20 protein-coding genes and 3 pseudogenes are annotated in these 26,504 nt (G+C 55.3%); 4 read left to right on the top strand and 19 right to left on the bottom strand.

Annotation, left to right across the window (positions count from 1 at the left end; all coding sequences use genetic code 11):
* Nucleotides 1-23 precede the first annotated feature (23 nt).
* The 17 genes and pseudogenes from purQ to JCM17844_RS08315 form a co-directional block, all read right to left on the bottom strand.
* Nucleotides 24-719 carry a phosphoribosylformylglycinamidine synthase subunit PurQ gene (gene purQ, locus JCM17844_RS08395; RefSeq protein WP_150000545.1) on the bottom strand — a complete coding sequence of 232 codons (696 nt, stop codon included), beginning with the start codon at nt 717-719 and terminating at the stop codon, nt 24-26.
* 18 nt (nt 720-737) lie between these two features.
* Nucleotides 738-977: a phosphoribosylformylglycinamidine synthase subunit PurS gene (purS, locus tag JCM17844_RS08390; RefSeq protein ID WP_150000544.1), complete on the bottom strand. Its 240-nt coding sequence runs from the start codon at nt 975-977 to the stop codon at nt 738-740.
* 5 nt (nt 978-982) lie between these two features.
* Nucleotides 983-1,759: a phosphoribosylaminoimidazolesuccinocarboxamide synthase gene (gene purC / locus JCM17844_RS08385; RefSeq protein WP_150000543.1), complete on the bottom strand. Its 777-nt coding sequence runs from the start codon at nt 1,757-1,759 to the stop codon at nt 983-985.
* Nucleotides 1,760-1,901: 142 nt separating this feature from the next.
* Nucleotides 1,902-2,696 carry a nucleotide-binding protein gene (locus tag JCM17844_RS08380; protein ID WP_150000542.1) on the bottom strand — a complete coding sequence of 265 codons (795 nt, stop codon included), beginning with the start codon at nt 2,694-2,696 and terminating at the stop codon, nt 1,902-1,904.
* A gap of 1 nt (nt 2,697) precedes the next feature.
* Nucleotides 2,698-3,723, bottom strand: a complete 1,026-nt coding sequence (locus tag JCM17844_RS08375; RefSeq protein ID WP_150000541.1) for a flagellar biosynthesis protein FlhF — start codon at nt 3,721-3,723, stop codon at nt 2,698-2,700.
* A 41-nt stretch (nt 3,724-3,764) separates the two neighbouring features.
* Nucleotides 3,765-5,883: pseudogene (flhA, locus tag JCM17844_RS16600) on the bottom strand (flagellar biosynthesis protein FlhA).
* Nucleotides 5,884-5,919: 36 nt separating this feature from the next.
* Nucleotides 5,920-7,287, bottom strand: a complete 1,368-nt coding sequence (gene flbD / locus JCM17844_RS08365) for a sigma-54-dependent transcriptional regulator FlbD (protein WP_150000540.1) — start codon at nt 7,285-7,287, stop codon at nt 5,920-5,922.
* Nucleotides 7,288-7,339: 52 nt separating this feature from the next.
* Entirely contained in the window at nt 7,340-8,101 is a 762-nt protein-coding gene (locus JCM17844_RS08360; protein ID WP_150000539.1) for a motility protein A, read from the bottom strand.
* Between the two features lie 5 nt (nt 8,102-8,106).
* On the bottom strand, nt 8,107-8,463 hold the full coding sequence (gene fliN / locus JCM17844_RS08355) for a flagellar motor switch protein FliN (protein ID WP_150000538.1): 357 nt from the start codon (nt 8,461-8,463) through the stop codon (nt 8,107-8,109).
* Nucleotides 8,464-8,492: 29 nt separating this feature from the next.
* Nucleotides 8,493-9,137 carry a FliH/SctL family protein gene (locus tag JCM17844_RS08350; RefSeq protein WP_150000537.1) on the bottom strand — a complete coding sequence of 215 codons (645 nt, stop codon included), beginning with the start codon at nt 9,135-9,137 and terminating at the stop codon, nt 8,493-8,495.
* A gap of 65 nt (nt 9,138-9,202) precedes the next feature.
* A complete protein-coding gene (gene fliG, locus JCM17844_RS08345) occupies nt 9,203-10,219 on the bottom strand; it encodes a flagellar motor switch protein FliG (RefSeq protein WP_150000536.1) in 1,017 nt (338 codons plus the stop codon).
* 23 nt (nt 10,220-10,242) lie between these two features.
* Complete coding sequence (gene fliF / locus JCM17844_RS08340; protein WP_210431650.1) at nt 10,243-11,946, bottom strand: flagellar basal-body MS-ring/collar protein FliF; 1,704 nt, start codon at nt 11,944-11,946, stop codon at nt 10,243-10,245.
* A 258-nt stretch (nt 11,947-12,204) separates the two neighbouring features.
* Complete coding sequence (sciP, locus tag JCM17844_RS08335; protein WP_188873958.1) at nt 12,205-12,471, bottom strand: CtrA inhibitor SciP; 267 nt, start codon at nt 12,469-12,471, stop codon at nt 12,205-12,207.
* A 213-nt stretch (nt 12,472-12,684) separates the two neighbouring features.
* Entirely contained in the window at nt 12,685-14,055 is a 1,371-nt protein-coding gene (locus JCM17844_RS08330; protein ID WP_150000533.1) for a flagellar hook protein FlgE, read from the bottom strand.
* Nucleotides 14,056-14,224: 169 nt separating this feature from the next.
* On the bottom strand, nt 14,225-14,503 hold the full coding sequence (locus tag JCM17844_RS08325) for a flagellar hook assembly protein FlgD (RefSeq protein ID WP_235898959.1): 279 nt from the start codon (nt 14,501-14,503) through the stop codon (nt 14,225-14,227).
* Between the two features lie 47 nt (nt 14,504-14,550).
* Nucleotides 14,551-14,874, bottom strand: coding sequence for a flagellar hook assembly protein FlgD (locus tag JCM17844_RS08320; protein WP_150000531.1), 324 nt, complete (start codon nt 14,872-14,874; stop codon nt 14,551-14,553).
* A gap of 22 nt (nt 14,875-14,896) precedes the next feature.
* Nucleotides 14,897-16,927 (bottom strand): flagellar hook-length control protein FliK, encoded by a 2,031-nt coding sequence (locus JCM17844_RS08315; RefSeq protein WP_150000530.1) that lies wholly within the window; start codon nt 16,925-16,927, stop codon nt 14,897-14,899.
* A gap of 313 nt (nt 16,928-17,240) precedes the next feature.
* On the opposite strand from JCM17844_RS08315, the gene mnmA reads away from it, so the two are divergent.
* Complete coding sequence (gene mnmA, locus JCM17844_RS08310; protein WP_371863783.1) at nt 17,241-18,410, top strand: tRNA 2-thiouridine(34) synthase MnmA; 1,170 nt, start codon at nt 17,241-17,243, stop codon at nt 18,408-18,410.
* 282 nt (nt 18,411-18,692) lie between these two features.
* Nucleotides 18,693-20,171 (top strand): sensor histidine kinase, encoded by a 1,479-nt coding sequence (locus JCM17844_RS08305; RefSeq protein ID WP_210431648.1) that lies wholly within the window; start codon nt 18,693-18,695, stop codon nt 20,169-20,171.
* A gap of 103 nt (nt 20,172-20,274) precedes the next feature.
* Here the strand turns inward: JCM17844_RS08305 and cysN are convergent.
* Nucleotides 20,275-22,172, bottom strand: a pseudogene (gene cysN, locus JCM17844_RS08300) (sulfate adenylyltransferase subunit CysN).
* Nucleotides 22,172-23,073 (bottom strand): annotated as a pseudogene (cysD, locus tag JCM17844_RS08295) (sulfate adenylyltransferase subunit CysD). Before cysD ends, cysN begins: the two co-directional pseudogenes overlap by 1 nt.
* Before the next feature lie 298 nt (nt 23,074-23,371).
* Here cysD and JCM17844_RS08290 point away from each other — a divergent pair.
* Nucleotides 23,372-23,704, top strand: a complete 333-nt coding sequence (locus JCM17844_RS08290) for a hypothetical protein (RefSeq protein ID WP_150000527.1) — start codon at nt 23,372-23,374, stop codon at nt 23,702-23,704.
* Between the two features lie 96 nt (nt 23,705-23,800).
* Nucleotides 23,801-26,470: an MMPL family transporter gene (locus JCM17844_RS08285; protein ID WP_150000526.1), complete on the top strand. Its 2,670-nt coding sequence runs from the start codon at nt 23,801-23,803 to the stop codon at nt 26,468-26,470.
* The last annotated feature ends 34 nt before the right edge of the window (nt 26,471-26,504 follow it).

The raw sequence follows: 26,504 nt of genomic DNA, 5'->3' as shown, positions 1-26,504 counted from the left end.
GGGTCCATAAGTCAAAAGGCAGATCAAAGGGTGGCGAGCATCGACAAGGCGCTTTCAAACAGCAGACGGCCATCGGTGCCGCCATGCGCGGGGTCAATCATCCGTTCGGGATGGGGCATCATCCCCAGAATGGTGCGGCTTTCGTTCAACACACCGGCGATATTGCCCACCGATCCGTTGATATTGGCCTGGGGGGTCACCTCACCGGATTTGGTGCAATAGCGCCATGCAATGCGGTCTTCATCGTCCAGCCGTTTTTGTTGGTCGGGATCGACGAAATAATTGCCATCATGATGGGCGACCGGCATATGCACCACCGAACCGGTGCGATATCCGCCGGTAAAAACGCTTTGGCTGGTTTCCACGCGCAAAGGCACGTCGCGGCAGATAAAATGAAGCCCGGCATTGCGCATCAGCGCCCCGGGCAAAAGACCAATTTCCGTAAGGATCTGGAAGCCATTGCATATCCCCAGAATCGGCACGCCGCGTTTGCCGGCGCGGATGATTTCCGGGATAATGCCCGACCGTGCGGCAATGGCCCCGCACCGCAAATAATCGCCATAAGAAAACCCGCCGGGCAATGCGATGAAATCCACGTCTCCCAACGCCGTTTCACTATGCCATACAGCAATGGGATCGCGTCCCGTGACCGATTTGATGGCCACAGCCATATCACGATCACAATTGGAGCCGGGAAAGGTGATCAGGGCGGCTTTCATGGCAAGGCTCCTTCGGAATTAGTCCAGATCGATGGAAAAGCGTTCGATCACTGTATTGGCGAGCAATTTCCGGCACATATCTTCAACATCGGCGCGGGCTTTTTCCCGGTCCGTTTCTTGAAGGTCCAGCTCGATATATTTGCCTTGGCGCACATCATCGACACCGGAAAACCCCAAACTGTCCAGCGCATGATGAATGGCTTTGCCCTGCGGGTCCAAAACCCCTGGTTTGAGCGTGATATGAACGCGCGCCTTCATCTGGTTCATCCTTTTCGTTTTTTGCGGTTTTCGCCTTCTGCAATGTCGCGGATATCGGCGCTGGGCAAGACGCCCATGCGTCGGGCCACTTCCTGATAAGCCTCGATCTCGCCGCCCAAATCCCTGCGAAAGCGGTCTTTATCCAGCTTTTCGTTGGTTTTCATATCCCAAAGGCGGCAGCCATCGGGGCTGATTTCATCGGCAAGAATGATCTGGACATGCTCTTCGGTGTAAAAGCGTCCGAATTCCAGCTTGAAATCCACCAGCTTGATGCCGATTCCGGTGAACAATCCGCTCAGGAAATCATTGATGCGCAAGGCCATATGGATGATTTCATCCATTTCGAAATCCTGCGCCCAGCCAAAGGCGGTGATATGTTCTTCGCCCACCATCGGATCGCCCAGCGCATCATCTTTATAATAATATTCGACAATGGCGCGGGGGAGGGGCGTGCCTTCTTCCAGCCCAAGCCGTTTGCAGATGGACCCGGCGGCGATATTGCGGATCACCACTTCAACGGGAATGATTTCCACGGCGCGCACAAGCTGTTCACGCATGGAGAGGCTGCGCACAAAATGTGTGGGAATACCGATGGTGGCCAGCTGGGTGAACACATATTCCGAAATACGGTTGTTCAGAACCCCTTTGCCCTGCAAGGTGGCCCGCTTTTGGGCATTGAATGCGGTTGCGTCGTCTTTGAAATACTGGATCAGGGTTCCCGGATCGGGGCCTTCATACAGAATTTTGGCCTTGCCTTCATAGATTTTGTTGCGACGCGACATAACGGCTCCTGTCCGGCCCGCCCATGACGGCATGGACGAGTGCGCATCCCATCCAGATTAAAGAGGGGACGCGGCCCTTATTGAGAATCGCGCGGACAATAGCCCATGCCCTGCCCGCGTACAATTGCGCATTTGCATTTGTTTATTGGGCAGGGGTGGGGCTGACCAGCAAGCGCACAATTTCATCAATGCCATTGGCGGCATCTGTTTGCGGATGGCGTACCAAAAGCGGCACTTGATGGCGAATGGCATCGCGCACCTTGGTATCAAAGCGCACAATGGCCGCCAGCGGCGGATTGGTTTTCAAAAAGGTTTGGCACACCTTGCGGATGGCTTCATAGGTGCGTTCTCCTTCGCGCTTGTTGGTGGCTTGATTGACCACCACGCGGATATCCGCTTCCGGTGCGCGCTGCACCGTCAGTTTGATAAAGGCATAGGCATCGGTGAGGGAGGTGGGGTCGGGGCTCATGACGGTCAGGATCAGGCCCTTATGACGCGACAGGATGGTGACAGACGGATCGATACCGGCTGCCAGATCAAGAATGACATGATCATAATCGGCGGCAATGGCGATCAAGCCGGCCCGCAAGGACAACAGCGTTTCACGGGTAAGATTGCCCAAGGCGCCGGAGCCGGATTTGCCCGCCAAAACATGATAACAGCCGCGACCAAAATCTTCTTCGCCATAAACGGTGATCGACTCGGCAATGCTGCGGGTGCCATTGATTACATCGCCAATATCGCGCTCGGGCGTCAGCCCAAGCTGGATATCCACATTGGCCAATCCCAGATCGCCATCGAACAACAGCACACGGCGACCAGAGCGGGCAAGAACATGCGCAAGGGTGGTGGACAGCCAGGTCTTTCCAACCCCGCCCTTACCCGATGCAACTGTGATCAGTTTTCGTTCCAGATGGTCTTTGGATATGGGCGTCATCTCAACTCATCCGCTCTTTTGCGCGTTTACGGGAAAGGGCCGTGGGCAGGGTGGCAAATAATCGCGCCAGCATCAAAGGTACCGGCGTTTCCAGGGGTTCGGCCACAAAGGGGCTGCGGCTTAATCCTGCTAGCGCCAAACGACCGCCGCGGGCAATGGTCAACAGGCTGGCATAGCGCCGCGCCCCGTCAAGGCGGGTGGCAATGAAGCGCCGTGCCCCCATTTGGGCAAAAATTTCACCGATATCGGCGCTTTCCGCAGGATCAAGACCCGCAGGCAACACCAGAACCGGCTCCGCATCGGCGGCTTTCAACAAGCGCACCAGACGTTCCAGTTCGTCCATGGAATAAGGATTGACGCCGCAGCTGTCGATCAGGGTCAATTCGGCGGGGCGGTCCCGCTCGATCGCGGTTGCAAGATCTTCGGCGGTTTGCGCCGTGCCGATATCCAGATCCATCAATTTGGCATAATGATCCAGTTGGTGCACGCCGCCGGATTTCACCATATCGGTGGTGATCAGTTTCACGGAATGACCATTGACCCGCGCTTCCGCCGCCAATTTCGCCGCCGATACGGTTTTTCCGGCCCCCGGTGGCCCCACCAGCATGATGGGGCGCGGTAGAGAAAGCCCCAAGGGCGAAAAGCCGATCAGGCTGTCAAAGGCATGGGCCAGCGCATCGGCCAAAGACGCGGCCTCGAAGCTTTTTGCGGCATCCATCACCCGTTCCGCCAAATCATAAGGCAGGCCATGATGGCCGATGATGGCCTTCAGGTCCGCTATATCGAATTCCGGGGTGATAAAAGACGGGCCGCGCTGTTTGTCTTCCGTGGCGGGTGCGGGCCGGGTTTGCGGCGTAGTGACTTCGCGTGGCGGCGATTGATCGCCATCCACCGCGGCTGTCACGCGCACGCCGCCGCCTGTGGAGCTTTGCTCGACAGAGATGATGATGGCGTCCGGTCCCATGGCCTCGCGGACCTCGGCCATCACCTCTTTCATCGATTTAGCGCTGAATGATTTAAGACGCATGAACGTCCCTGTTCCTTATTTCTTCAATGCGTTATGCGGCTTTATACCTGCCCCAAAGTGCGGATCTTCGCCTTTGGATGAATTTCACTTTGCGATAAAACGGTGGTGGCCGGGCGAACCCGTTCAATGATGGATCGTACATAAGGGCGAATGCCCGGACTTGTCAGCAAAACGGGCGTTTCCCCCCGCTGCGCCATTTTATCATAAGCCTCTCTCAGATCGTTCATAAACTCTTGCAGCGCCGAAGGGGCCATGGCCAGTTGACGTTCTTCCCCTTGGCCTACCAAGGATTCAGCATAGGCCTGCTCCCATTTCGGCGAGAGGGTCAAGAGCGGAATGAAGCCATTGTCTCCTGTATGGGAAGAAGACAATTGCCGGGCAAGGCGAGAGCGCACATGTTCGGTGATGAGGACGATATTTTGCGTGCCACCCGCCGTTTCGGCAATGCCTTCCAGAATGGTTGGCAGATCGCGGATGGACACCCGCTCGCTGAGCAAGGCTTGAAGAACCCGTTGGATAGTGGACACACTGACCAGATTGGGCACCAGATCATTGACCAGCTTCTGCTGGGCGCTGGGCAAATCATCCAGAAGCTTTTGCGTTTCTGCATAGGAAAGAAGATCGGGCATATTGTCTTTGATGACTTCGGTCAGATGGGTGGTCACCACGGTGGCCGCATCCACCACCGTATGGCCACGGAAGGATGCCTCTTCGCGCATGCTTTCTTCAACAGGTGGCGGGCAGTCCAAAGGCCGGTTCGGTTGTGCGTTCGCCGGGCATGTTTACAGGTTCGCCGCGCGGGTCCATCACCAGCAAAAAGCCGGGACGCACTTCACCGCGCGCCGCTTCGGTTTCCTTGATGCGCAAGGAATAGCCATTGGTGGGAAGCTGCATATTGTCCAGAATACGCACCGATGGCATCACGAAGCCCATTTCGCTGGCCATTTGGCGGCGCAGGGCCTTGATTTGGTCTGTCAGCCGGTATCCGCTGTTTTCATTGATCAATTGCAGCAATCCATAGCCCAGTTCCAGCCGCACCATATCAATGGCCAATGCCGATGAAATGGGCTCTTCTTTTGGCTTTTCGGCTTTGCTTTCTTGCGCCTGCGTCAAATCCGTCTGTTCTTTTGCCACACGGGTCTTGCGGTCGATGGCAAAGGTGGCATAGCCCAGACCGCCGCCCAAAAGGGCAAAGGGCAAAAAGGGAAGACCGGGCATCAAGCCCAGCAAAACCAGCAAGGCCGCGGAAATGCCCAATGCCTTGGGATAGGCGGTAAGTTGTTCTGTCAGGGCCTTGTCGGTAGAGCCTTCGGCCTTGGCCTTGGTCACCAGCATACCCGCGGCCACAGAAACGATCAGGGCGGGGATCTGGCTTACAAGACCATCGCCCACCGTCAGCACTGTATAGCGGTTGACGGCATCGGTGAACGACATGTCATTGATGGCAATGCCCACCACCATACCGCCAATCACATTGATGAAGGTGATCAGCAAGCCGGCGATGGCATCGCCGCGCACGAATTTCGCCGCCCCGTCCATGGAGCCGAAAAAACCGCTTTCGTCTTCCAGTTCCTTGCGCCGGGCCTTGGCATCCGTTTCATTGATCAGGCCCGCCGATAGATCGGCATCGATGGCCATTTGCTTGCCGGGCATGGCATCAAGGGAAAAACGCGCCGCCACTTCGGCGATGCGGCCTGAGCCTTTGGTAATCACCACGAAATTGACGATCACCAGAATGGCGAAAACGATCACGCCAATGACCACCGTGCCGCCCATCAAAAACTCGCCAAATGCCTGGATCACATGGCCCGCGGCATCGGTGCCTTCATGGCCTTTGGCCAATATCAACCGGGTCGAGGCCAGATTGAGCGACAGCCGTAACATGGTCGCGATCAGCAAAATGGTCGGGAAGGAGGACAGCTGAAGCGGTTTTTCAATGAACAGGCTGGTCATCAAAACCATCACGGAAAAGGTGATGGAGGTGGCCAATGCAAAATCCAGCAGCCAAGACGGCATGGGCAGGATCAGCATCAAAATGATGCCCATAACCCCGACCGCCATGGCCACATCGGTGCCCCGCGCCGCCCCAAACAAAGAGCGCAAGCTGGCGGAGGCGCTGGCGGCTCCCTTGTCCGGTGATTTTGTGACGGCGTCACTCATGGATGGCGATCCCGATTTTCAAACAGATTGGGGCGGTCAAAACGCGGCCCGCGCGCCTTCACCGGGCGCCGGTACCGGCACACCATCGGATTGATATTGATTGAGCTTGTTGCGCAAGGTGCGGATGGAAATGCCCAGAATGTTGGCGGCATGGGTGCGGTTGCCCAGGCAATGCTTCAAGGTATCAATGATCAGATCCCGTTCCACATCGGCCACTGTGCGGCCCACCAAAGGCGCACCGCCCGTTGCGATCATCTCGCCGTCATTTTGCTGTGGCTGCTCTGCCGCCGCGGTCATCTGCGGACGGGTGCCATCGGGCAGGGAGATTGCTTCGGGGCCGATTTCATCGCCGCTGGCCAATAACACCGCGCGGTGCAGGGTATTTTCCAATTCGCGCACATTGCCTTTCCAGCTATAGGCGCGCAGCAAGGTCCGTGCGCCATCGGATAGCGGGCGGAACGGAATGGCATTCACATCGGAATATTTGCGGGCAAAATAATCTGCCAGAGCTTCAATATCTGCGGGCCGTTCGCGCAAGGGCGGCACCCGAAGATTGACCACATTGAGCCGGAACAGCAAATCTTCGCGGAAGGTTCCTTTTTTTACTTCTTCGGCCAAATCGCGGTTCGATGTGGCGATGATGCGGATATTCACTTTGACCGGACGAGCGCCACCGACCCGGTCGATTTCCCGTTCCTGAATGGCGCGCAAGAGCTTGGCTTGCAGTCGGATGTCCATTTCCGACACTTCGTCCAGCAAAAGCGTTCCGCCATCGGCTTCTTCAAATTTACCGATGCGCCGGGCAACCGCTCCGGTGAAGGCCCCTTTTTCATGGCCGAACAGCTCCGATTCCAGAAGATTTTCCGGAATGGCGGCGCAGTTGACCGAAACGAAGGTTTGTTTGGCACGATTGGATTTGCGGTGCACAAGGCGGGCAAACACTTCTTTACCGGTGCCGGATTCTCCGGTGATCAGGATGCTGGCTTCTGACGGGGCGACCTGTTCGGCCAGTTGCACCACTTGCCGTGTCACTGCATCGCGCACGATGAAGGTATCGTTTTCATCGGCCACGGCTTCCAAAACGGCCGCGATCAATTCCGCATCGGGGGGCAAGGGGATATATTCCTTGGCTCCATCGCGGATGGCCTGGGCTGCAGCGCGGGCCTCGGTGCCGATACCGCAAGCGACGATGGGGATGGAGAAATGCTCGCTTTTAAGCTGCGCGGCAATGGCTTTGATATCCAAAGCAACATCCACCATCAACAGATCCGCCCCACGGCTTCGCAGGGTTTCAAGGGCGGTTTGTGCATCGGTTGCATGGGTGACGCGGGCTCCATTTTTCACGGCAATGGCCGAGGCATTCCCCAATTGGCCATCCAGTTTTCCCACGATCAGCAAGCGCATAGTCTGTCTCCTGTCCCTTGCCGCCAAAACCGGGCGGCCGGACGATTGGTCGTTATTTGAAGTACATGATTTTGTTCGAGGGCGGCAAAACGGTGTTGATCAGCATTTCCAGCCGACGCGGATTTTCCTTCCGGCTGATAGAGGTGGCCCCCATGGCATAAACGGTGTTGAGCAACGTCTCGTCCGATGCGATGCGCTCTGCTTTTGCGGCCAAGGGGATGAACACCAGATGGGCCATGATCGCCCCGTAAAGGGTGGTGAGCAACGCCACGGCCATGGCCGGTCCAATGGAGCCGGGATCATCCAGCGAGCCAAGCATCTGCACAAGGCCAATCAAGGTGCCGATCAAGCCCATGGCCGGAGCCACTTCGCCCGCGCGGCGCAACACTTCGATGGAGCGCAGATAGCGATTGGCCACCGAATGGCTTTCCCGTTGCAAAATCGCTTCGGCTTCTTCCGCCGTGGCCCCATCAAGGATCAACTGACAGGCATTGGCGAGAAACGGTGTGTCGTCCATGGAGGGCAGAATTTTTTTCAGTACGATCATGCCATCTTTGCGTGTCCGTTCCGCCAGCTTCAAAACAGTCAGGGCTGCCAGTGTCGGATCACGTTGCGGTTCGGTGATCAACTGCCACAGCGTGCGCGGCATATCGGCCAGTTCGCGGCTGGAAAAGCTGATGGCCGTAACCGCCATGGTGCCCAATAAAACGATCAGGATTCCCGCCCCGTTGATAAAGGCCGCAGGGGCCCCGCCCAGTGCTATGGCAGCACCAAGAAGACCAAAAGCGGACAGCAGCGCAATCAGGGCGGACATGGGCGTTACGTCCTTTCTGTCTTGATGATTTCGGTCATGGTCACACCCAGATGATCTTCCACCAAAACCACTTCGCCGCGGGCCACCAAGCGGTTGTTTACATAAATGTCGATGGCCTCGCCGATTTTCCGGTCCAGTTCCAAAACGGCACCGGGAGCCAGTTTCAAAAGCTGGCTCACTTCCAGATTGGCGCGACCCAAAACGGCTTGAACGCGCACCGGTACATCGAACACCGGTTCCAGATCATGGGCGCTCCGCTGTTCCTGATCGTCATCGACACTGCCGCGCGGATTGTCCGATTGCAGGTCATCAAGGGGAACCCCTTGAGCCGTTGTGCCATTTTCGTCTTCTAAACCAGCCATGTGCTGTCCTCTGTGCGGCTTGTCATTGTTTAAAATTCCGTGGCCGATGGATCGGGGGCGTCAGAATTTTCATGTCGTGAGAGAAATTTCTGTACCGCTTCGCCAATCTGTTTCTCAAGGGACTTGATATCCCGTTCCGCGCCGCCATCGGGCCATTCCACGCGGCAGTCTTGCACTCCCAAATCCGGATCGGCCAACAAGATCACCTGACCGGCAAAGCCCCCTGTAAGCTTCAAGGCCTCAAGACGGCTCTGGATGGGGTCCAGCAGGCTTTCATGCACCCGCACCACAATGCGCGGTTCACGGCGGCATCCATCCATACAGTCCGCCACCAATGCTTCAATTTCCGAAAGCGGATGGCTGCGCATCAAAGACGGGGCCAATGTCATGGCAATGGCATGGGCCAGTTTGGCTGCCTGGGCTTCCAGCGATTGTTCAATCTGGCGGGTTTGCTTGGCCATTTCGGCACAAGACGCCAAAATGCGGTCAAGAGTTTGCGCGATCCGTGCTTCCAGTTCGCCAAGCGCTTCTGTGCGTCCTGTGGCCATGCCTTCCCGGCGGCCTTCTTCACGCGCCTCACCGATCTGGCGGCGCAAGGCATCCAGCTCTTCTTGAACGGCATCGGCCCGGCTGTCGCCAAAGCTGGTGTCAAAATTGTATTTTACCGGCGCCACATTAGCCTCATTCCCGATTTCACACGGTCTCTTTCATCCTTATGGAAGGATGATGATGTGTTGTTTTAATAGATGAGTTCGTCTTCGCCCTTGCTGTCGGTCAGCATGATTTCGCCTTCTTCCGCCAGATCCTTGGCCTTGTTGACCATGGTCATTTGCGCTTCATCCACATCGCGCAGACGCACGGGCCCCATGGCTTCCATATCTTCGCGCAAGATCTTTGCAGCGCGTTCCGACATGTTGGAAAAGAACAGATCGCGCAGGGTGTCGGACGCCCCTTTCAGCGCCAAAGCCAGCTTGCCCTTGTCCACATTGCGCAGCAGGGTTTGCACCCCGCCGGGATCGAGCTTTGCCAGATCTTCAAAGGTGAACATCAAGGCGCGGATGCGTTCGGCGCTTTCCCGGTTGCGGTCTTCCAAAGCCGTCAGAAAGCGGGTTTCGGAATTGCGGTCGAGAAAATTGAAAATCTCCGCAATGGTTTCATGGCTGTCACGGCGGCTTGTGCGCGCCAGATTGTTCATGAATTCGATGCGGAGGGTCTGTTCCACTTTATCGATGATGTCTTTTTGCACCGCTTCCATGCGCAGCATCCGCATCACCACTTCCATGGAGAAATCTTCGGGCAGAACCGACAGAACCCGCGCCGCATGTTCAGGCTTGATCTTGTTCAGAACCACCGCAACCGTTTGGGGATATTCGTTCTTCAGATAGGACGCGAGAACCATCTCGTTCACATTGCCCAGCTTGTCCCACATGGTGCGACCGGCAGGACCGCGAATTTCCTCCATGATGGTGCTGACACGGTCACCGGGAAGGATCTTGGCCAGCAGCCGTTCGGTGGTATCGAAAGAGCCATTGAGCGAGCCGACGCCTGTCACTTCACCGGAAAAGCCACTGAATAAAGTTTCCACGGTTTGGGCGCTCACCTGTCCAAGATTGGACATGGCAACGGACAATTCACGCACTTCTTCTTCGCTCAACATTTCCCAGATCGGCTTGCCATAATCATCCCCGATGGCAAGCATGAACGCCGCAGCTTTTTCCGGGCCGGACATTTTGGAAAGTTCTTTATCGTCAGACATGATGCTGCGCGGTCCTTGAAAATTTATTGTTTCGCATAAAGCCAGCTACGGATGATCGCAGCGGCTTCTTCAGGGTGGGAGCGCACGATTTCCCCAACTTTTTTGATACTGGAATCCTTCAAACGGTTATCTACACCGGCCACATCGATCTTTGTGCTGGCAGGCGGGGGCAATGCCCCTTGAGAACGGGCCAGATTAAGCTGCTCAATAGCTTGGGGGTCGCCCTGAGCGGCGGCATTTTCCAGTTCAGGGGTGATCTGGTAGCCTTGCGGGCCTGCCAAGGCCATATGTGCTTGCGCGCCTTCAAGTTGTGCTTGATTGGCCGTTGATGCATCGGGAATGGCCTGAATCAGCCGGTTCACCAAGGGGCGCACCACCAGCAGAAGAACCAGCAAAGACACAATGCCCAAGAGCAGCATTTCCAACAGATTATAAAGATCGTCTTTGTCGAGGCCCAATAGCGAGAAGGGCTCGGCTGCATCGGTGCCTTGCACCTCTTCCTGAACAAAAGGCAGATTGACCACTTCCACCACATCGCCGCGATTGGCATCATATCCGATGGCCGAGCGCACAAGAGTAGCCAATTGCTCGATCTGGGCCGCAGAACGTTCCTGATAGACGCGGGTGCCATCGTCGTTTTCGGCATAGGTCCCGTCCACCACCACAGCCACGGTCAGGCGCTTGATATCGCCACTTTCCTTGACCCGTGTGCGCACGGTGCGGGAAATCTCGAAATTGACCGTTTCATCCACTTTATCGGACCGGTTGAGGGATGTTGCCTCTGCATTGTCCGCATCTCCGGCATCGGGAAGATTGTTGCCCACGCTGACATTGGCCGGATCGCGGTCCTGGTCCAGATTGCTTTCTTCGATGGTGCGGGTGGATCGGGCCACCTGGCTATCGGGATCATAGGATTCTTCGTTGGTGGTTTCAGAGCTTAACTCCAACTCAACGGCCACTTGTGTTCGGACCCTACCCACGCCAACGGTTTCTTCCAAAAGCGATTCAACGCGGGTACGCAGTTGCTCTTCCATGCGGCGACGCTTGTCATCAAGGCTGGAGGCCATTCCCGGCATGGCCATGCCTTCACCACTGCGGGCGAGCAGGGTGCCGTTTTGATCGACGATGGAGATATTGGACGGGCTCAAGCCGGGCACCGCCGCCGCCACAAGCGATTGAACCGCCGCAACCTGATTTTGCCCCAAAGTGTTGCGGGTGCGTAAAACGATGGAGGCCGTGGGTTCGCGCGTCTCCCGGGAGAAAAGAGCGCGCTCCGGCATAACGATATGCACCCGCGCAGAATCGACGGAACGGATTTCGCGGATGGTGCGGGAAAGCTCTCCTTCGATGGCGCGTACCAGATTGATATTTTGTACAAAGCTGGTGGTGCCCAATCCATCGGAGCGGTCGAAAATTTCATAGCCCATGATGTCGCCGCCCAGGCCTTGCCCTGCCAGCGATACGCGCAGTTCATTCACCTGGTCTGCGGGGGCCAATATGGTGCGGCCACTATCGGCTACGCGATATGGAATATTCTGGGCTTTCAACTGTTCGACAATCTGGCCGCTTTCCGCCATGTCCAGATTGCTGAACAGCAATGTCATTTCCGGCTCGGACAGCCGTAAGGATATGAACAGGAAAAATCCGATGAGGGCTGCCCCGACAGCGCCCATTCCAATCAGGCGTGTGGCACCAAAACTGGCCAGCAATTGTATCAAGCGATTCACGGGCACCCCACCAAATTGATATATCGGTGCCGTTGCGACACCGTTTAACGTGGTGACGATAGGGGGATGACGGTAAAGAGCAGGTTAATAATAGGCATTTTTTGCCCAGTTAGGGCCGAAATTTTAAAGCCCCTAAACAAGAAAATATGTGAATTGTGGTGGCTTTGCAAAAGGGCAGGCGGCGGTGCCTGCCCTGAAAAATGGCGGAAAGACGGGTGATAGAGGTTGTGGAGGCGAAATGGTTATGCCGCTCCCGATCTAATTTGTCAGAGGCTCTTCACGATATTGTTGGGCGCGGGTCACGCGTAGTCCGGGCAGACCATTGCGGTCAATGGCCCGTTGCCATGAAAGAAACTCTTCCACGGATAAGGAATAGCGCCGGCAGGCATCTTCAAGGGTAATAAGCCCCCCTCTGACAGCCGCTACAACTTCCGCTTTCCGACGAATTACCCATCGTTTGGTATTTTTGGGGGGAAGGTCGTCGAGCGTTAAAGGTTCGCCAGTCGGTCCGATTACTTGCCTCACATCTTCATTCCTTGGTCTGCGCCCTAGATGGCGCACATTGCCGTTTGCGAAAACGAGATTAGCGCAAGGCCGTTTAAAAAAGCGCTAAAGGGGAAAGTTAATGACGTGACAATATGAGTTAACGGCTGGTCGAGAATTGTTCCAATTTTTATGAAAAAGGGCGGGGGAACGATCCCCCCGCCCTTCAAAATAGAAGACTTGCCGTAAAATCCGTTAGATTCGGACCAGTTCTTCCAGAACTTCATCGGCTGCGGAAATAATCCGGGTCGAGGCCGAAAAAGATCGTTGTGTAACGATCAAATCAGCAAATTCTTCGGCCAGATCCACCGTAGAGGCTTCTAAAGTGGAGGGTGCAATGGTGCCCGCGCCGCCGGTTCCGGGCAACACCACCGAGAAATTCCCCGAATTGTCGGACACGCCGAAAGCATTGCCTTGAAGCCGGGTCAGCCCATCGGGATTGGGGAATGTGGCCACCGGAAGCTGGAACACATCGCGGGACAGGCCATTATCAAACAGGGCCGTGACCACGCCATCTTCCGAAATATTGGTGCCGATCACATTGCCAAACACCGCACCATTCACATTGGATGAAATAAGGGTCGATGTGCTGTCGAACTGGGTGATGCCATCATTGTCGCCTGCACGGCCAAAGTTGAAGGTGACCGTTTCGGTCGAGGCCCCACCCGCGAAATTAAGATTGGCTGTTGGAGAAATTTGCTGTCCATTGGCCGGGTTGATCAGCACAGCGTTTGGAAATTCCTGATTGAAGCTGGCCAAAGACCCATCGGAATTGAAATTGATTTCGCCCGACATGACCAGGCCTGGCGGTGTTTCTGCCACATTGATTGCCGTCGGGTCTTGCGCAAAAATTTCAAAGCGGAAGGTGTTGGTACCGGTTTTGACCGCCGCCAAAGTGAGGCCCTGACTGCTCCCTTGAGAATCGAACACGGTAATGGTTTGCGCAAAATCCGGGGCAATGGTGCCGTCCGCCAGATCGCCTTGGGCGACCACGCCGCCCACACCGGAGCCGCCGGTCGTGGTCGCTGTCAGTGACGATTGAAGATTGGCACGCAAGCTGACTTCCGAGGTGGCTTCCGCCGTCCCTGTAAGGCCACTGACATTAATCGGTTCAAGGGTGTTGAGATCACCGATATTGGTGGGAATATTGCCCTGTGAATCGATGGGAAAGCCGAGAAGAAAATTTCCCGCCGTATTTTTGAGAAAGCCAGCGGAATCCGGGGTAAAGTTCCCGGCGCGGGTGAATTGAATTTCTCCATCCGGTGAGTTGGCAGAAGGCGCTGCGCGGACGACGAAAAAACCTGCGCCATCAACCCCCAGATCGGTTTGCGATGCGGTGGAACGCAACAAACCTTGCTCGCTGATCAATGTTTGTGCCCGTGCAGCCACGCCGCCCGGTGAAAAGCGCGTTGTGGATTGGGTTTCGGTCACAAGGGTGGTGAAGCGGCTGCGGGTTTCTTTATAACCCACGGTGTTCACATTGACGATATTATCGGAAATGATGCCGATGCCTTCAGTGAAAGCGGTCAAGCCTGATACGCCGGAAGACAATGCTGCAAAAGCCATGGTGCTCTCCTCTTTTATAAGGGGTAACGGGCTTGCCGTCCCTTATCTGTAATCGGCCCTAATGACCGGTTGAACCTTTTGAAAACGAAGGCTTCTGCCATGTTGGGCAACGATTTATGTGGCCCATTGGAAGCGCGATTTTGCGTTCCTTGAAACTGAAACAGACTGTCTATGCTGCGACAGCGGCAATCTGATGTAACGGGATCCGTTGCCCGCCAATGGTTAAAAGCGGTGTCAGACCAGAGGTTTCCACCTCGTCTACGCGCGCCCTGACAAAGCTGTTGGTCTGGATGGCTTTGTTGTCCGCGTCTCTTGCATCCACCCGGACAGAATATTGACCTGCCGGGATGGGCGTTTCCCCATCAAAGGAGCTGAGATCAATGCGGTGGATACCGAAATTGGTTTCACCATCCTGCTCGAAGACCACATCGCCATCGGCATTGAGAATCTGGACCGTAACCGTATCGGCGGTGACTGGAAGGTCATATTCAAACCCTAAAGGCGTGTTGCATCATTGGTGATGGTGTCGCCAGCGATGGTGACGGTTTTGCCCAGATAATTCACCGCCGCTGCGTTTTGGCTGAAAGCGGTAAGGGTAGAGAGATCCTGCAGATTTTCATTGGCCTGAATTTGCTGTTCCACACCGGCAAATGACACAAGCTGGCGGGTAAATTCATTGCTGTCCGTGGGTTCCAGCGGGTCCTGATTTTGCAATTGGGTGGTGAGCAGGGTGAGAAAGGTGTCGAAATCCTGTGCAATACCATTGCTAACGGTTTCTGTCTGACCCGATAATCCGGCTGTAATGCTTCCTATATCCATGATCTGAATGTCCTAAAGCGTTTCAGACAACAATGTTCAAGCCATCATTGATGGCCAGATTCATTTGTGTGTGTGGCTCGAAATCCGGGTCATTATGGGCGAGGCCGAGATCGGCCTTTTCAGGGGTTTGGCCCTGTTCTTGCCCGTGCCCGTGTTCGCCTGTGTCAAAGCCCGCAAAAGCGGCACCGGGATCTTTGCCACCCTGTTGATTGAACGAGAAATTCAGGCTGTTATTGTCGGTCTTCAGCCCTGCATCATTCAGCAGGCGTTCCAGGGCGCGGCTATCCCGTTGCAGCATGTCATAAGCATCGCGGTTGTCGGCGGAAATGATCGCTTTCACGCCGCCATCCTTCATCAGATCCAGCTTCACTTCGATCTTGCCCAATTCTGGCGGATCCATCCGGATGGTGAAACGGGTTTTGCCGTCCGATGCGGCTTTTGCGATGCCCATTGCCACTTGCGTTGCCGGGCTTTCGCTGTGGGTGCGGGCCAGATGGCTGGCATTGTCTGTGCTGGCGCTACTGCCTTGTAAAGCCACGGTCCCGTCCGTTGGAACCCGCCCACTTGCTTGGGCAGCCAAGGCTTCCAGACTGGACAAGGGGTTGATGGGCGCGTCGGCTGTGGTCACGGGATTGGCGGTGAGTGAGGGAGGCGTGTTTGCTGCGCGCGCGTCTGCTTGGGTAAGGAGCGCACCGCCGCCTGCGTTTTTGATGGCTTGCGAGAAGGCCGCAGGGTCATTGGCGGTTTGCCCCTGTGCTTGAGCCTGCGCTTGCCCCTGTGGAGGCGCCATGGTTGCGGTCTGTGCGCTGCCTAAAGTTTGGCTGGCCTGGTTTGCTTTTGAAGCACTGCGGGAAAAGACACCGACGCTGTTGATGCTGGCATCCCCATCCAGAGCTTGTTTGACAGCCTTGTCGTCAACCCGCGCACCGCCTTCATTCAAGGCTGATGCGATAGCCGAAGGGGCGGAGGACGACATCAGATCCTGTGTCAAAGACTGTGGATTTTGGGTGGTTTTGGCAAGACTGTCCTTTACCACTTCCGCTGCGGGCGCTGTGGCAGAAAGGGCGGGGGCTTCAGCCAGTATAGCGGGATCGGCAGTGGGGGCCGTGTTGACGGGAGCTTTTGTGGAAGGGGTCGCCATTTTCTGGTCTATGGCTGTGGAGGCCAATTGATCGGTCCCCGTGCCAGAGGCTTGATCGGCACCAACATTCAGGTTGGCCGCTTTTGTGGCTATGGTTTGCGCCTGTGCGTCACCGGACTGGCTCGTGGCTCCATCGGCCGAACCATTGTTTGAGCCCGTGTTCGGGCCAGTATCCGTGCCTGCCGCCGCAGCGGTTCGTATTGGCTGCTGCCCTGCCTGCCCAAGAGGGGCCGTGGTACCCGACGGTGCAGCGGTGTTCCCGCCTTGGGTGCGTAAACCGGCAGCGGCCACTCTATCGGCTTTTCCAGCCAGATTGAGAGAGATATTCGGCGCGGCTGTGTTTTCGGTGGGAAGGCTGGTCTGAATGTTTCCGGTACTTGGGATCGTGCTGTCATTTTGGGCCAGAAGCGTGGGATCATTCGCCACCACTGTATCCATATCGGGCGTATCGCCCTCTAAAGAAAGAGGGGAGCCAGATGATATGGTGGTCGTGGTTTGCCCAGAGGACAATAAGTCTGTGAGGCTCGCTGCTTGCGGATCAGGCGCATCATTGGTTTGGGCCGATGCGTCAGCATCAAGACCGGGTTGAGGCGCAGCCTCGGCTTCAGGTGCTGAAGCAAGGAAAAACGCGTTTTCCAAGGGCGTTACATTCGATGAAAGAACGGCGTCTTCGACCATATTGGTTATTTGGGTGGCCCCATTGGCCGGGGCTTGTCCAGCCAAAATGGTCTGCTGGCGCGCCAATAAAGAAGACTCTGTGGCCGGCGAAACCTCCATATTGGCGTTGCTAAAGGCCAAATTCAGCGCGGAAGCAAATCCCCCCGTCCCGCTTATGGAAAAAGGACCATTTGCAGAATCTCCTGCAAAGGGGGTGGGGCGGGTTTGTGCCAAACTGGGGTCAATAAAAGCCATTCTTCTGCGCTCTTCATTATGTCGCCACTACATATGTAAAGTGTTTCCACCCCATATGCGTTCTGTCGCCATCTCATATGCAAAGAGCGGGCCAGTTTTGAAAATTCTCTTAATTTATTGATTTTAAATATAAGTTTTTTTTCACCCTGCGCTGTATGTTTCCGGTTTTGCTGGTGCACGGGTAAAGTCTGCCCATATGTTGGTCCCACCTTTGCCCACTGCCATCATCCATGCGGGGCACCTTGTTTTTCCGTGTGTTGAGTTTCTCGGGATATTCCTTATATTGCCGCGGGTGAGCGCAATATTGGACAAATTGATCGCCGAGGCGGCCTCATGGACGCCTGGTAGCTGTAACAGCCTCGGTTTCGACCGGGCGCCGGGCGATACCCGTGTGGTGGTTGCCATGTCCGGTGGTGTGGACAGTTCTGTGACCGCGGCTCTTTTGGCCCGGCAGGGCTATGAGGTGATCGGTATTACCTTGCAGCTTTATGATCACGGGCTGGCCGTTCAGAAAAAAGGGGCATGTTGCGCCGGGCAGGATATTCACGATGCCCGGACGGTTTCTGACTCTTTGGGCATCCCGCATTATGTTCTGGATTATGAAAGCCGTTTTTCCGAAGCGGTGATGGATGATTTTGCCGACAGCTATTTGCGCGGTGAAACGCCTATTCCCTGCATCCGCTGTAATGAACGGGTGAAATTTCGCGATTTGCTGCAAACAGCGCGGGATTTGGGCGCCGATTGTCTGGCCACCGGCCATTATGTGCGTTCCATGCGGGATGGCGATCATTGGCAGATGTATAAAGCCGTCGATCAGCGCCGCGATCAAAGCTATTTCCTGTTTTCCACCACCCGCGAGCAACTGGATTTCTTGCGCTTCCCGCTGGGGGGGCTTTTGAAGCCGGATGTGCGGGCTTTGGCGGAAGATTTCGGCCTGATCGTGGCCGATAAGCCCGACAGTCAGGACATTTGCTTTGTGCCGCAGGGAAATTATGCCAGCGTTATCGAGCGCTTGCGCCCCGGCGCGTGTGATCCCGGTGATATTGTTGATCTGAGCGGCCGTGTTTTGGGCCAGCATGACGGCATTGTGCATTATACCATTGGCCAGCGTCGGGGCATTGGTGTAGGCGGAACAGCGGACCCGCTTTATGTGATAAAGCTGGAACCGGACGCCCGCCGGGTTGTTGTGGGGCCACGGTCTGCCTTGGAAACCGCCAGCTTTACCGTGCGTGAATTCAACTGGCTTGATGGCATGCTTGCCGCTGGTGAAGAGCGGCCCGTTCTGGTGCGTATCCGCAATACCCAAGATCCCGTTGCCGCTTTGCTGCATTTTTCAGCGGACCAAATGGTACGGATCAGCCTTTTGAAGCCGGAAACCGGCGTTTCACCGGGGCAGGCCGCTGTTTTTTATGAGGGTGATAAAGTTTTGGGCGGTGGCTGGATTGATGGCACGATAAGCGCCTATAAACGTCCCGCCGCCTAAAAACGCCCCAAGGCCCATTATTGGAAATTCTTTAAACAAAATTTACTCAAGAATGAGACGGTCCTTATATGTGGTGTTTCAGAGGGCGTCTTGATGCGTGTAAAGCAAGATCAGTCGGATAGCGTGGCCTCATGGCCGGATGCGCACCCAGATATTTTTATTCCCAGGCGGTTGCTCCGTCGCAATCAATTTCTTCATCTGCTTGCCTTTGTGCCGATGATGGCGATCATGAGCATCATTGTGGCCTTTATGGTCACTTTTGTTCTGCATAGCCACGTTTTTATGCCGCTTCTTATCCTCTGGATTTTGATGGTTGTGCTGCCTTCGCTCTATAGTTTGCAAAAGGCGCTTTCCATCCAGAAAAAACTCGACCTGAAAATGATGAAGGGCCGGTCTTTGCGGTCCTCTTTGGTTTTTACCTTATATATGGGTGCGATGTGGGGCTGCGTAGATTTCTTGTTCGTGGCACCAGAAAACAGTTTTGGCCATACCTTCATGGCATTGGTGACAATGGGCCTGACCACCGGTGTGGTGGCCTCTCTCACCCCTTTGCCTGTCCATTGCATCGGCTTTTCCATGCTGGCGCTGCCGCCGTCAATCATCCGTCTTTTGGCGCAACCTTCCATGGAAAGCAAAGCGATAGGCCTTTTGTTGATCGCATTCGTACTGGCGCTGGGATATGTCGCCTTTCGCAATCATAGAACATTTCTGGACTCCTTGCGGACCAAGCAAGCGTTGAAAATGGCTCATACCCAGTTGAGTGATGCCATTGAAAACACAGGAGAAGCCTTCGCAATCTATAGCGCTGATGGTGAATTACAGCTTGCTAATGGGCAGTTTCGTAATTTTTTCCCTCATGGGCGCATGCCTGAAAGCGAAAGCGTCAATGCCTTTATCGAGCAATTGTCGGATGGGCGGTGGGTGCAAACCATGGTCCGGAAGACCTCTCGCGGTGGGCTTGTGAGTACCCATGCGGATATCACGGCTTTAAAACAGCAGGAAATGGAACTGATCAGCGCCCGCCGACAAGCGGAAGGGGCCAATCATGCCAAATCCCAATTTCTGGCGGTGATGAGCCATGAACTGCGCACGCCGCTTAATTCCATCATTGGTTTTGCAGAGCTGATCAGCCGCACGGATATGCATATACAGACGGAAACCATGCGGGAATATGGTGCGTTGATTCTGGAAAGTGGCCGGCATTTGCTGGGATTGATTTCCGGGATTCTGGATTTGTCGCGCATTGAAGCCGGTCGCTATGAATTGCATGAGGAAAGCATCGATCTGGAGTTTCTGGCGCAATCGGCGGTGTCTCAATGCAGGCCCATGGCGGAAGAGGCAAAGGTTACCATAGAAATTGATGCTCCCTCTGATCTGCCGCATTTATGGGCGGAAATGCGGGCCATGCGGCAAATTCTGTTCAATCTGTTGTCCAATGCCATCAAATTCACCCCTGAAGACGGCAAAGTGACAGTGACATTCCAGTATCTGGACGGGCATATCGTTACCTGTGTGCGCGATACGGGGATTGGCATTGATGAAAAAGATCAGGAATTGGTGTTCCAGGCCTTTCAGCAGGTAGACAATACGCTGTCACGCGAGCATCCCGGCAGTGGCCTTGGTTTGCCATTGGTGAAACATTTGGCTGAATTGCACGGGGCGGTGGTGACGCTTGACTCCCAATTGGGAAAGGGCAGCTGTTTTACCGTGACCTTCCCCAAGGATCGGGTGATGGCTCTGACGGAAGACAATCTGTCTTAGGCCGCACATTCATCAGCGGCGATAGCCATAATGCGATAAAAAAGCCGCCGCACAGCAAAACGCTGTGTAGCGGTAAATTTTTCTGGACCCCTTATGGGGCAGGTTACGAGATCATCAGTCCATCAAGATAATCCATCACCGCTTCGGCACAATCTTCGGCGGACATGGTGGCTGTTTTTAAGGTCAGCTCACAGGATTCCGGCAGTTCATAAGGGCTGTCGATGCCTGTGAAATTCTTGATGTCGCCACTGCGGGCCTTTTTATAAAGCCCTTTGGGATCGCGTTGTTCGCAAATTTCCAAAGGTGTATCCACGAACACTTCATGGAATTCGCCATCGTCCAAAAGATCGCGGGCCATTCGCCGCTCGGAACGGAAAGGCGAGATGAAGGATACCAGAACGATCAGCCCCGCATCGGCCATCAAGCGGGCCACTTCGGCCACCCGGCGAATATTTTCCACCCGGTCTTCTTCGGTGAAGCCCAGATCCTTGTTCAGCCCGTGGCGCACATTGTCGCCATCCAGCATATAGGTGTGTTTCCCCGCCGTATGCAGGCGCTTTTCCACAAGATTGGCGATGGTGGATTTGCCTGATCCCGAAAGCCCGGTGAACCACAGAACGGCGGGCTTTTGCGTTTTCATCTCGCACGAGCGGCTTTGTTCACATCCACCGCTTGCCAATGGATATTGCTGGCTCTGCGCAATCCGAAATCGATCATGCCGGCGCCGACAGTGTTGTTGGTCAGCTTGTCGATGATGATGAAGCTGCCGGTTTCCCGATTGTCCTTATAAGGATCAAAGGCAATCTGCCGGTCAAGGCTGATATTGGCGACGCCAATTTCATTGAGCATCAGACGTTTGGTGGCCATCTGCTCCAGCGTGTTGACATTGATCGAATGTTTGAGCCGTGTCACCACCATAGAGGCGGTGTTGGCGGCCCCCTTGAACAGATAGGGACGTCCGGGCATCAGGGCCTCATCGGACATCCAGACGATTTTGACTTCAAACTGATCGGACAGGCTGGCGCGGTCTTCCCGGTGGCAGATCATATCGCCACGAGAAATATCGATTTCGTCTTCCAAGGTCAGGGTAACGGCTTCGCCTGTTCCTGCGCGGGGCAATGTGCCACCGAAGGTGACAATGGATTTGATCTTGCTGGTCTTGGCGCTGGGCAGGGTCACCACTTCATCGCCAACGGCCACGGCGCCACCGGCAATGGTGCCGGAAAAGCCGCGGAAATCCAGATTGGGGCGGTTCACCCATTGAACGGGAAAGCGGAAAGGCTTGAGATCCTCGTCTTCGCCAAGGCGGATGGTTTCCAGTTCGGCCAAGAGGGTGGGGCCGTTGTACCAGGCCAATTGCGGCGACGAACGCAGCACATTATCGCCCTTCAATGCCGATAGCGGAATGCAGGTGACATTGTCGTAACCGACCGTTTTTGCAAAGGCTTCATAATCCTCGCGGATTTTCTCAAACACCTCGCGGGAATAGTCCACCAGATCCATCTTGTTGACAGCCAGCACGATGTTGCGCACGCCAAGCAAGGAACAGATGAAGCTGTGGCGGCGGGTTTGGGTCAAGATCCCTTTGCGCGCATCCAGCAAGATCACAGCCGCATCGGCGGTGGAGGCACCGGTGGCCATATTGCGGGTATATTGTTCATGGCCGGGGGTGTCGGCAACGATGAACCGGCGCTTGTCCGTGGCAAAAAAGCGATAAGCGACATCGATGGTGATGCCTTGTTCGCGTTCGGCTTCAAGGCCATCGAGCAACAGGGCAAGGTCCATGTCATCGCCGGTGGTGCCGACTTTTTTGCTGTCGCTTTCCAGAGCGGCAAGCTGATCTTCAAAGATCATTTTGGAATCGAACAGCAGGCGGCCGATCAATGTGGACTTTCCATCATCCACACTGCCGCATGTGATAAAGCGCAGCAGATCCTTGGCTTCTTGCTCTTTCAAATAGGCGGTCAGCGCATCGGAGTTTTTGGTCAGGGGCTCGTGCATTAGAAATAGCCTTCCTGCTTTTTCTTTTCCATCGAGCGCCATGATCGCGGTCGATCACGCGGCCTTGCCGTTCAGATGTACGCGACACCAGCATTTCCATGATGATACCCGGAAGATCGGTGGCATCGGAATCGATCCCGCCAGTCAGTGGATAACAGCCCAAAGTGCGGAAGCGCACCATGCGTTCTTGCGGTGTTTCGCCCGGATGCAGCAAAAAGCGCTCATCATCCACCATGATCAAGGCGCCATCGCGCTCCACAACGGGGCGCTTGGCGGCCATATACAGATCCACGATGGGGATATCTTCCTGATAAATATATTGCCACACATCCAGTTCTGTCCAATTGGATATGGGGAAGACGCGCACGCTTTCGCCTTTGTGGATGCGGGTGTTGTAGGTGCTCCACAGTTCGGGCCGTTGATTTTTCGGGTCCCAGCGATGCTGCGCCGATCGAAAAGAGAAAATCCGTTCCTTGGCACGGGATTTTTCCTCATCCCGCCGCGCTCCGCCAAAAGCGGCATCAAAGCCGTATTTATCCAAAGCCTGCTTTAACCCTTGGGTTTTCATGATGTCCGTATGAATGGCAGAGCCATGCGAAATAGGACCGATGCCCTGTTTCACACCATCTTCATTTATATGAACGATCAGATTCAGGTTCCATTCCTTGGCGATGCGATCTCGGAATTCGATCATCTCGCGGAATTTCCATGTGGTATCCACATGCAGGATCGGGAAGGGCGGTGGAGACGGATAAAACGCCTTCCGCGCCAGATGCAGCATCACCATGGAATCCTTGCCGATGGAAAACAGCATCACCGGATTGCGGCACTCGGCGGCCACTTCCCGGATGATACGGATGCTTTCCGCTTCCAGACGACGGAGATGCGTTAGATGTGCCATTTTTCCTTGCGCCCCTTTGGTGCATGCGCGAAACCGACTTGTGACCTAATTCAGTCAGCGCAAGGATTCAACGAAAACCGATGCTATTTTTCCTTTTGCATCGGTTAAGTTGACCCATTTAGCGCGTTATCTATGTGATATTCTTACTGTGTCTTTCATGGATTGCTAGGTTGTAAATCCATAGATAACGATGGATGCGCCGTTTTGTCCAAGAAAAGAATTGCTTTCCCGCCTTTTGTCGGGTGAAAGAGCGGCCTATTCTCTCACCCGATAACGACCCGGAGAAAGGGGCGCATTCATGGCACCGACGAGACTGAACAAATTGCAATTACGGACTCTTGCTTTATTGCAAGAACTGGCCGAGCAATCGGATATGGCCTCGGCCAATGAAGAAACGGGTGAGGTAACGCTTTTTCAAATGCCTCATGCCCATGGAGATCATGTGCATGTGGGGCGTTTTTCCGTGTCCAACAGATTTGCCAGCGGGTTGAGCAATGCCAATGTGTGGGCGGCATTGGAACGCAAGGGGCTGGCACGGGCCAATTGGCCGCAGTCCATTACGATCACAGCCGAAGGTTTGGCCGTAAAAACCGGAGTGCGTGAAGACATGCTGGTGGAAAGCGATCATTAAAGCCGAAGCTTTGGGCGCCGGATCAGCGCAGCTTTATGTTCAGCTTATGCTCATACCGCCGGTGGGATACTGTGCTCTCGTGAATTGATGGGATAGATGAAGGTGCGTCAGGGAACGGAACGAGTGATCGAAAAGGCCCTGCTACATTGGGTCGGGGGGATCGGCAGACATCCTGCTTTGGCGCTGATGGCTTTGGCGCTGTTGACCGGTTTGGCGATATTTGCCGCTCTTAACGATCTTAAAATCAACACCGACAGTTCCGAGATGATCGATGGCCGCGAGCCTTTCCGGGTGAACGCACGGGCCATGGATGATGCCTTTCCTAATCTGAAGAACCAGATTCTGGTGATCGTGCGTGCCGATACGCCGGATGAAGCCGATTATGTGACCGGCGCATTGGCGGATAGTTTGAAAACCCGCCGCGATTTGTTTCAAGATGTCTTTTCCCCTGCCAGCGATCCGTTTTTTCAACGGCAAGGCCTGTTGTTTCTGGATCTGGGCGATTTAATCGATATGTCCAGCAAGATGTCCAGTTCCGGGCCTTTGCTGCGGGAATTGATGGACAATCCCGGTATCGAGGGGTTCTTCACCCAGTTGAGCCGCGCCGCGCAAGCCAGCGAAGAAGGCATCGGCCTGCCGATGGTAGCGGGGGCTTATCGGGAAGTGGCCGATGTTATCGATGCGCTTTTGCAAGGCGAAAAGCGGCCCCTTTCTTGGCAGCATATGTTCGGGCGTGACGATGCCATCAACCAGCGGGTTTTGGTGATCCATCCCATCCTTGATTATCAATCCTTGCAGCCGGCGCGGGCGGCTGTGGATGCGGTACGCGCCGCCATCGACAGCTTGCCGGACGAGATTGTGGAGGCGGCGGATATTGCGCTGACCGGTGATCCGGTTTTGCGCACCGAAGAACTGAAAAGCGTGTCTCAAGGGATCGAGATTTCGGCGCTTGTGTCACTGATTCTGGTGGCAGCCTTGTTGATGATCGGCCTTCGGCGCTGGCAGTTTGTTTTGTCGGCGCTTTTGGGGCTTGTGGTGTCGATTATCCTTACCGCCGGTTTTGCGGCCCTTGCCATTGGTGAACTGAACCTTGTGTCGATCGCTTTTACGGTGCTGCTGATCGGCCTTGGGATCGATTTTGCCATTCATCTTTTGCTGCAATACCGCGAACAACGGGGCCGGCATGCGGATCATTTCGCAGCCATGGCCGCCGCCATTTCCGAAGTTGGGCCGGCGCTGTTTCTGGCAACGGTGACCACATCTTTTGCCTTTTTCGCCTTTGTGCCCACGCGCTTTGTCGGCATGGCGCAATTGGGCATCATTTCCGGCATCGGGGTTTTGATCGCTTTTGCCGTGGCCATCACCCTTATCCCTGCCTGTCTGGCTTTATGGCCAAAGACCGCGCCGCCGCCCAATGCCTTGCCGCCGGTGAAAGAGCCGTCTTTATGGCGGCGCCGGATCACCTATGGCCTTGCCGGAGGGACGGTTCTTTTGAGCCTTGTGGCGGCAACGGCCCTTCCGAATGTGCGCTTTGACGCGGACCCGATGAATTTGCGCGATCCCCAATCTTTGGCCGTGCTGGCTTTTGAATTGTTGTTCGACCGCGACCAGGATGTGCCTTATCGCTTGAATTATCTTGCCCCGGATCATGAAGCTGCTCAGGCCTTTACCGCAGCGGTAAAAGAAAAGCCTGCGGTTCGCACAACGATCAGCCTTGATAGCTTTGTGCCGGAAGATCAGGATCTCAAGCTGGACGAGATTGATTTTCTGGCGGGCGATATGGCCTTTGTTTTAATAGAAGGTGATGATCTGGAAGACCGCATGATGGCCCGCACCAACCCCGATCAAGAAGCGGCCGAAAGGGCAGTTGGCCGTTTGATGGACGGGGCGAAAGCCATTGCCGAAACCGATGCGGGGACAGAACGGGGCATAGCCGCACAGCAGCTTTTTAAAGCTCTGGACGATTTTTCCAATGCCGCGCGCGAGGCTCCGGTTTTATATACTGAATTGGACCGCCAGCTGATGCGGTTTTTCCCCATGCAGATTGAACGCTTGCGCCTGCAATTGACGGCGCGTCCCGTAACATTGGAGACATTGCCCCCCGATATTCGCGCCCGTTATGTGTCTGAGAACGGTCTGGTGCGGGTCGAGGTTTTGCCCAAAGAAGATGTGCGCGATCCCAAAGCGCGGCGGGCCTTTGTGGATGAGGTGTCGCAGGTCAATCCGGCATTGTCTGGTGGGGCGGTGTCGGTCCTGGCGGCAGGGGATGTGGTGTCGCACGCGATGATACAAGCCACGATCACGGCTTTGGCTTTGGCCGCTTTGCTGATCTTTGCCTTGGTGCGGCGGGTTGGCTTTGTCTTGATGGTGCTGTTGCCGCTTGTGCTGGCGGGCTTGCTGACAGCGGCTATGGGTGTGTGGCTTGATCGGCCCTTCAATTTCGCCAATGTGATCGTTTTGCCTTTGCTGATCGGTCTTGGGGTGGACAGCGCCATTCATCTGGTGATGCGCGCCCGCCATCTGGCACAAGATGGCGGGAAGGCCACCGCTGTCTTTTCAACCAGCACGCCGCGTGCGGTGCTGCTCAGTGCCTTGACCACCATTGGGTCTTTCGGGTCTTTGGCGCTGTCATCGCATCGGGGCACGGCCAGTATGGGGGAATTGTTGATGCTGGCCATTGGCTTTACCTTGCTGACCACTTTGATCGTTCTTCCCGTGCTGTTGCAGCTGGGAAACCGTTTTGGCAATGGAGCCAAAAAAGCCTAGACCATCATCTGACGCCAAATAACGAGTGTGTGCC

The sequence above is a fragment of the Iodidimonas gelatinilytica genome (assembly GCF_008579125.1).
GTDB classification, from domain to species: Bacteria; Pseudomonadota; Alphaproteobacteria; order Sphingomonadales; family Rhodothalassiaceae; genus Iodidimonas; species Iodidimonas muriae.
The sequence above is the reverse complement of the archived record's forward strand: the minus strand, read 5'-3'. Positions and strand labels throughout refer to the sequence as shown.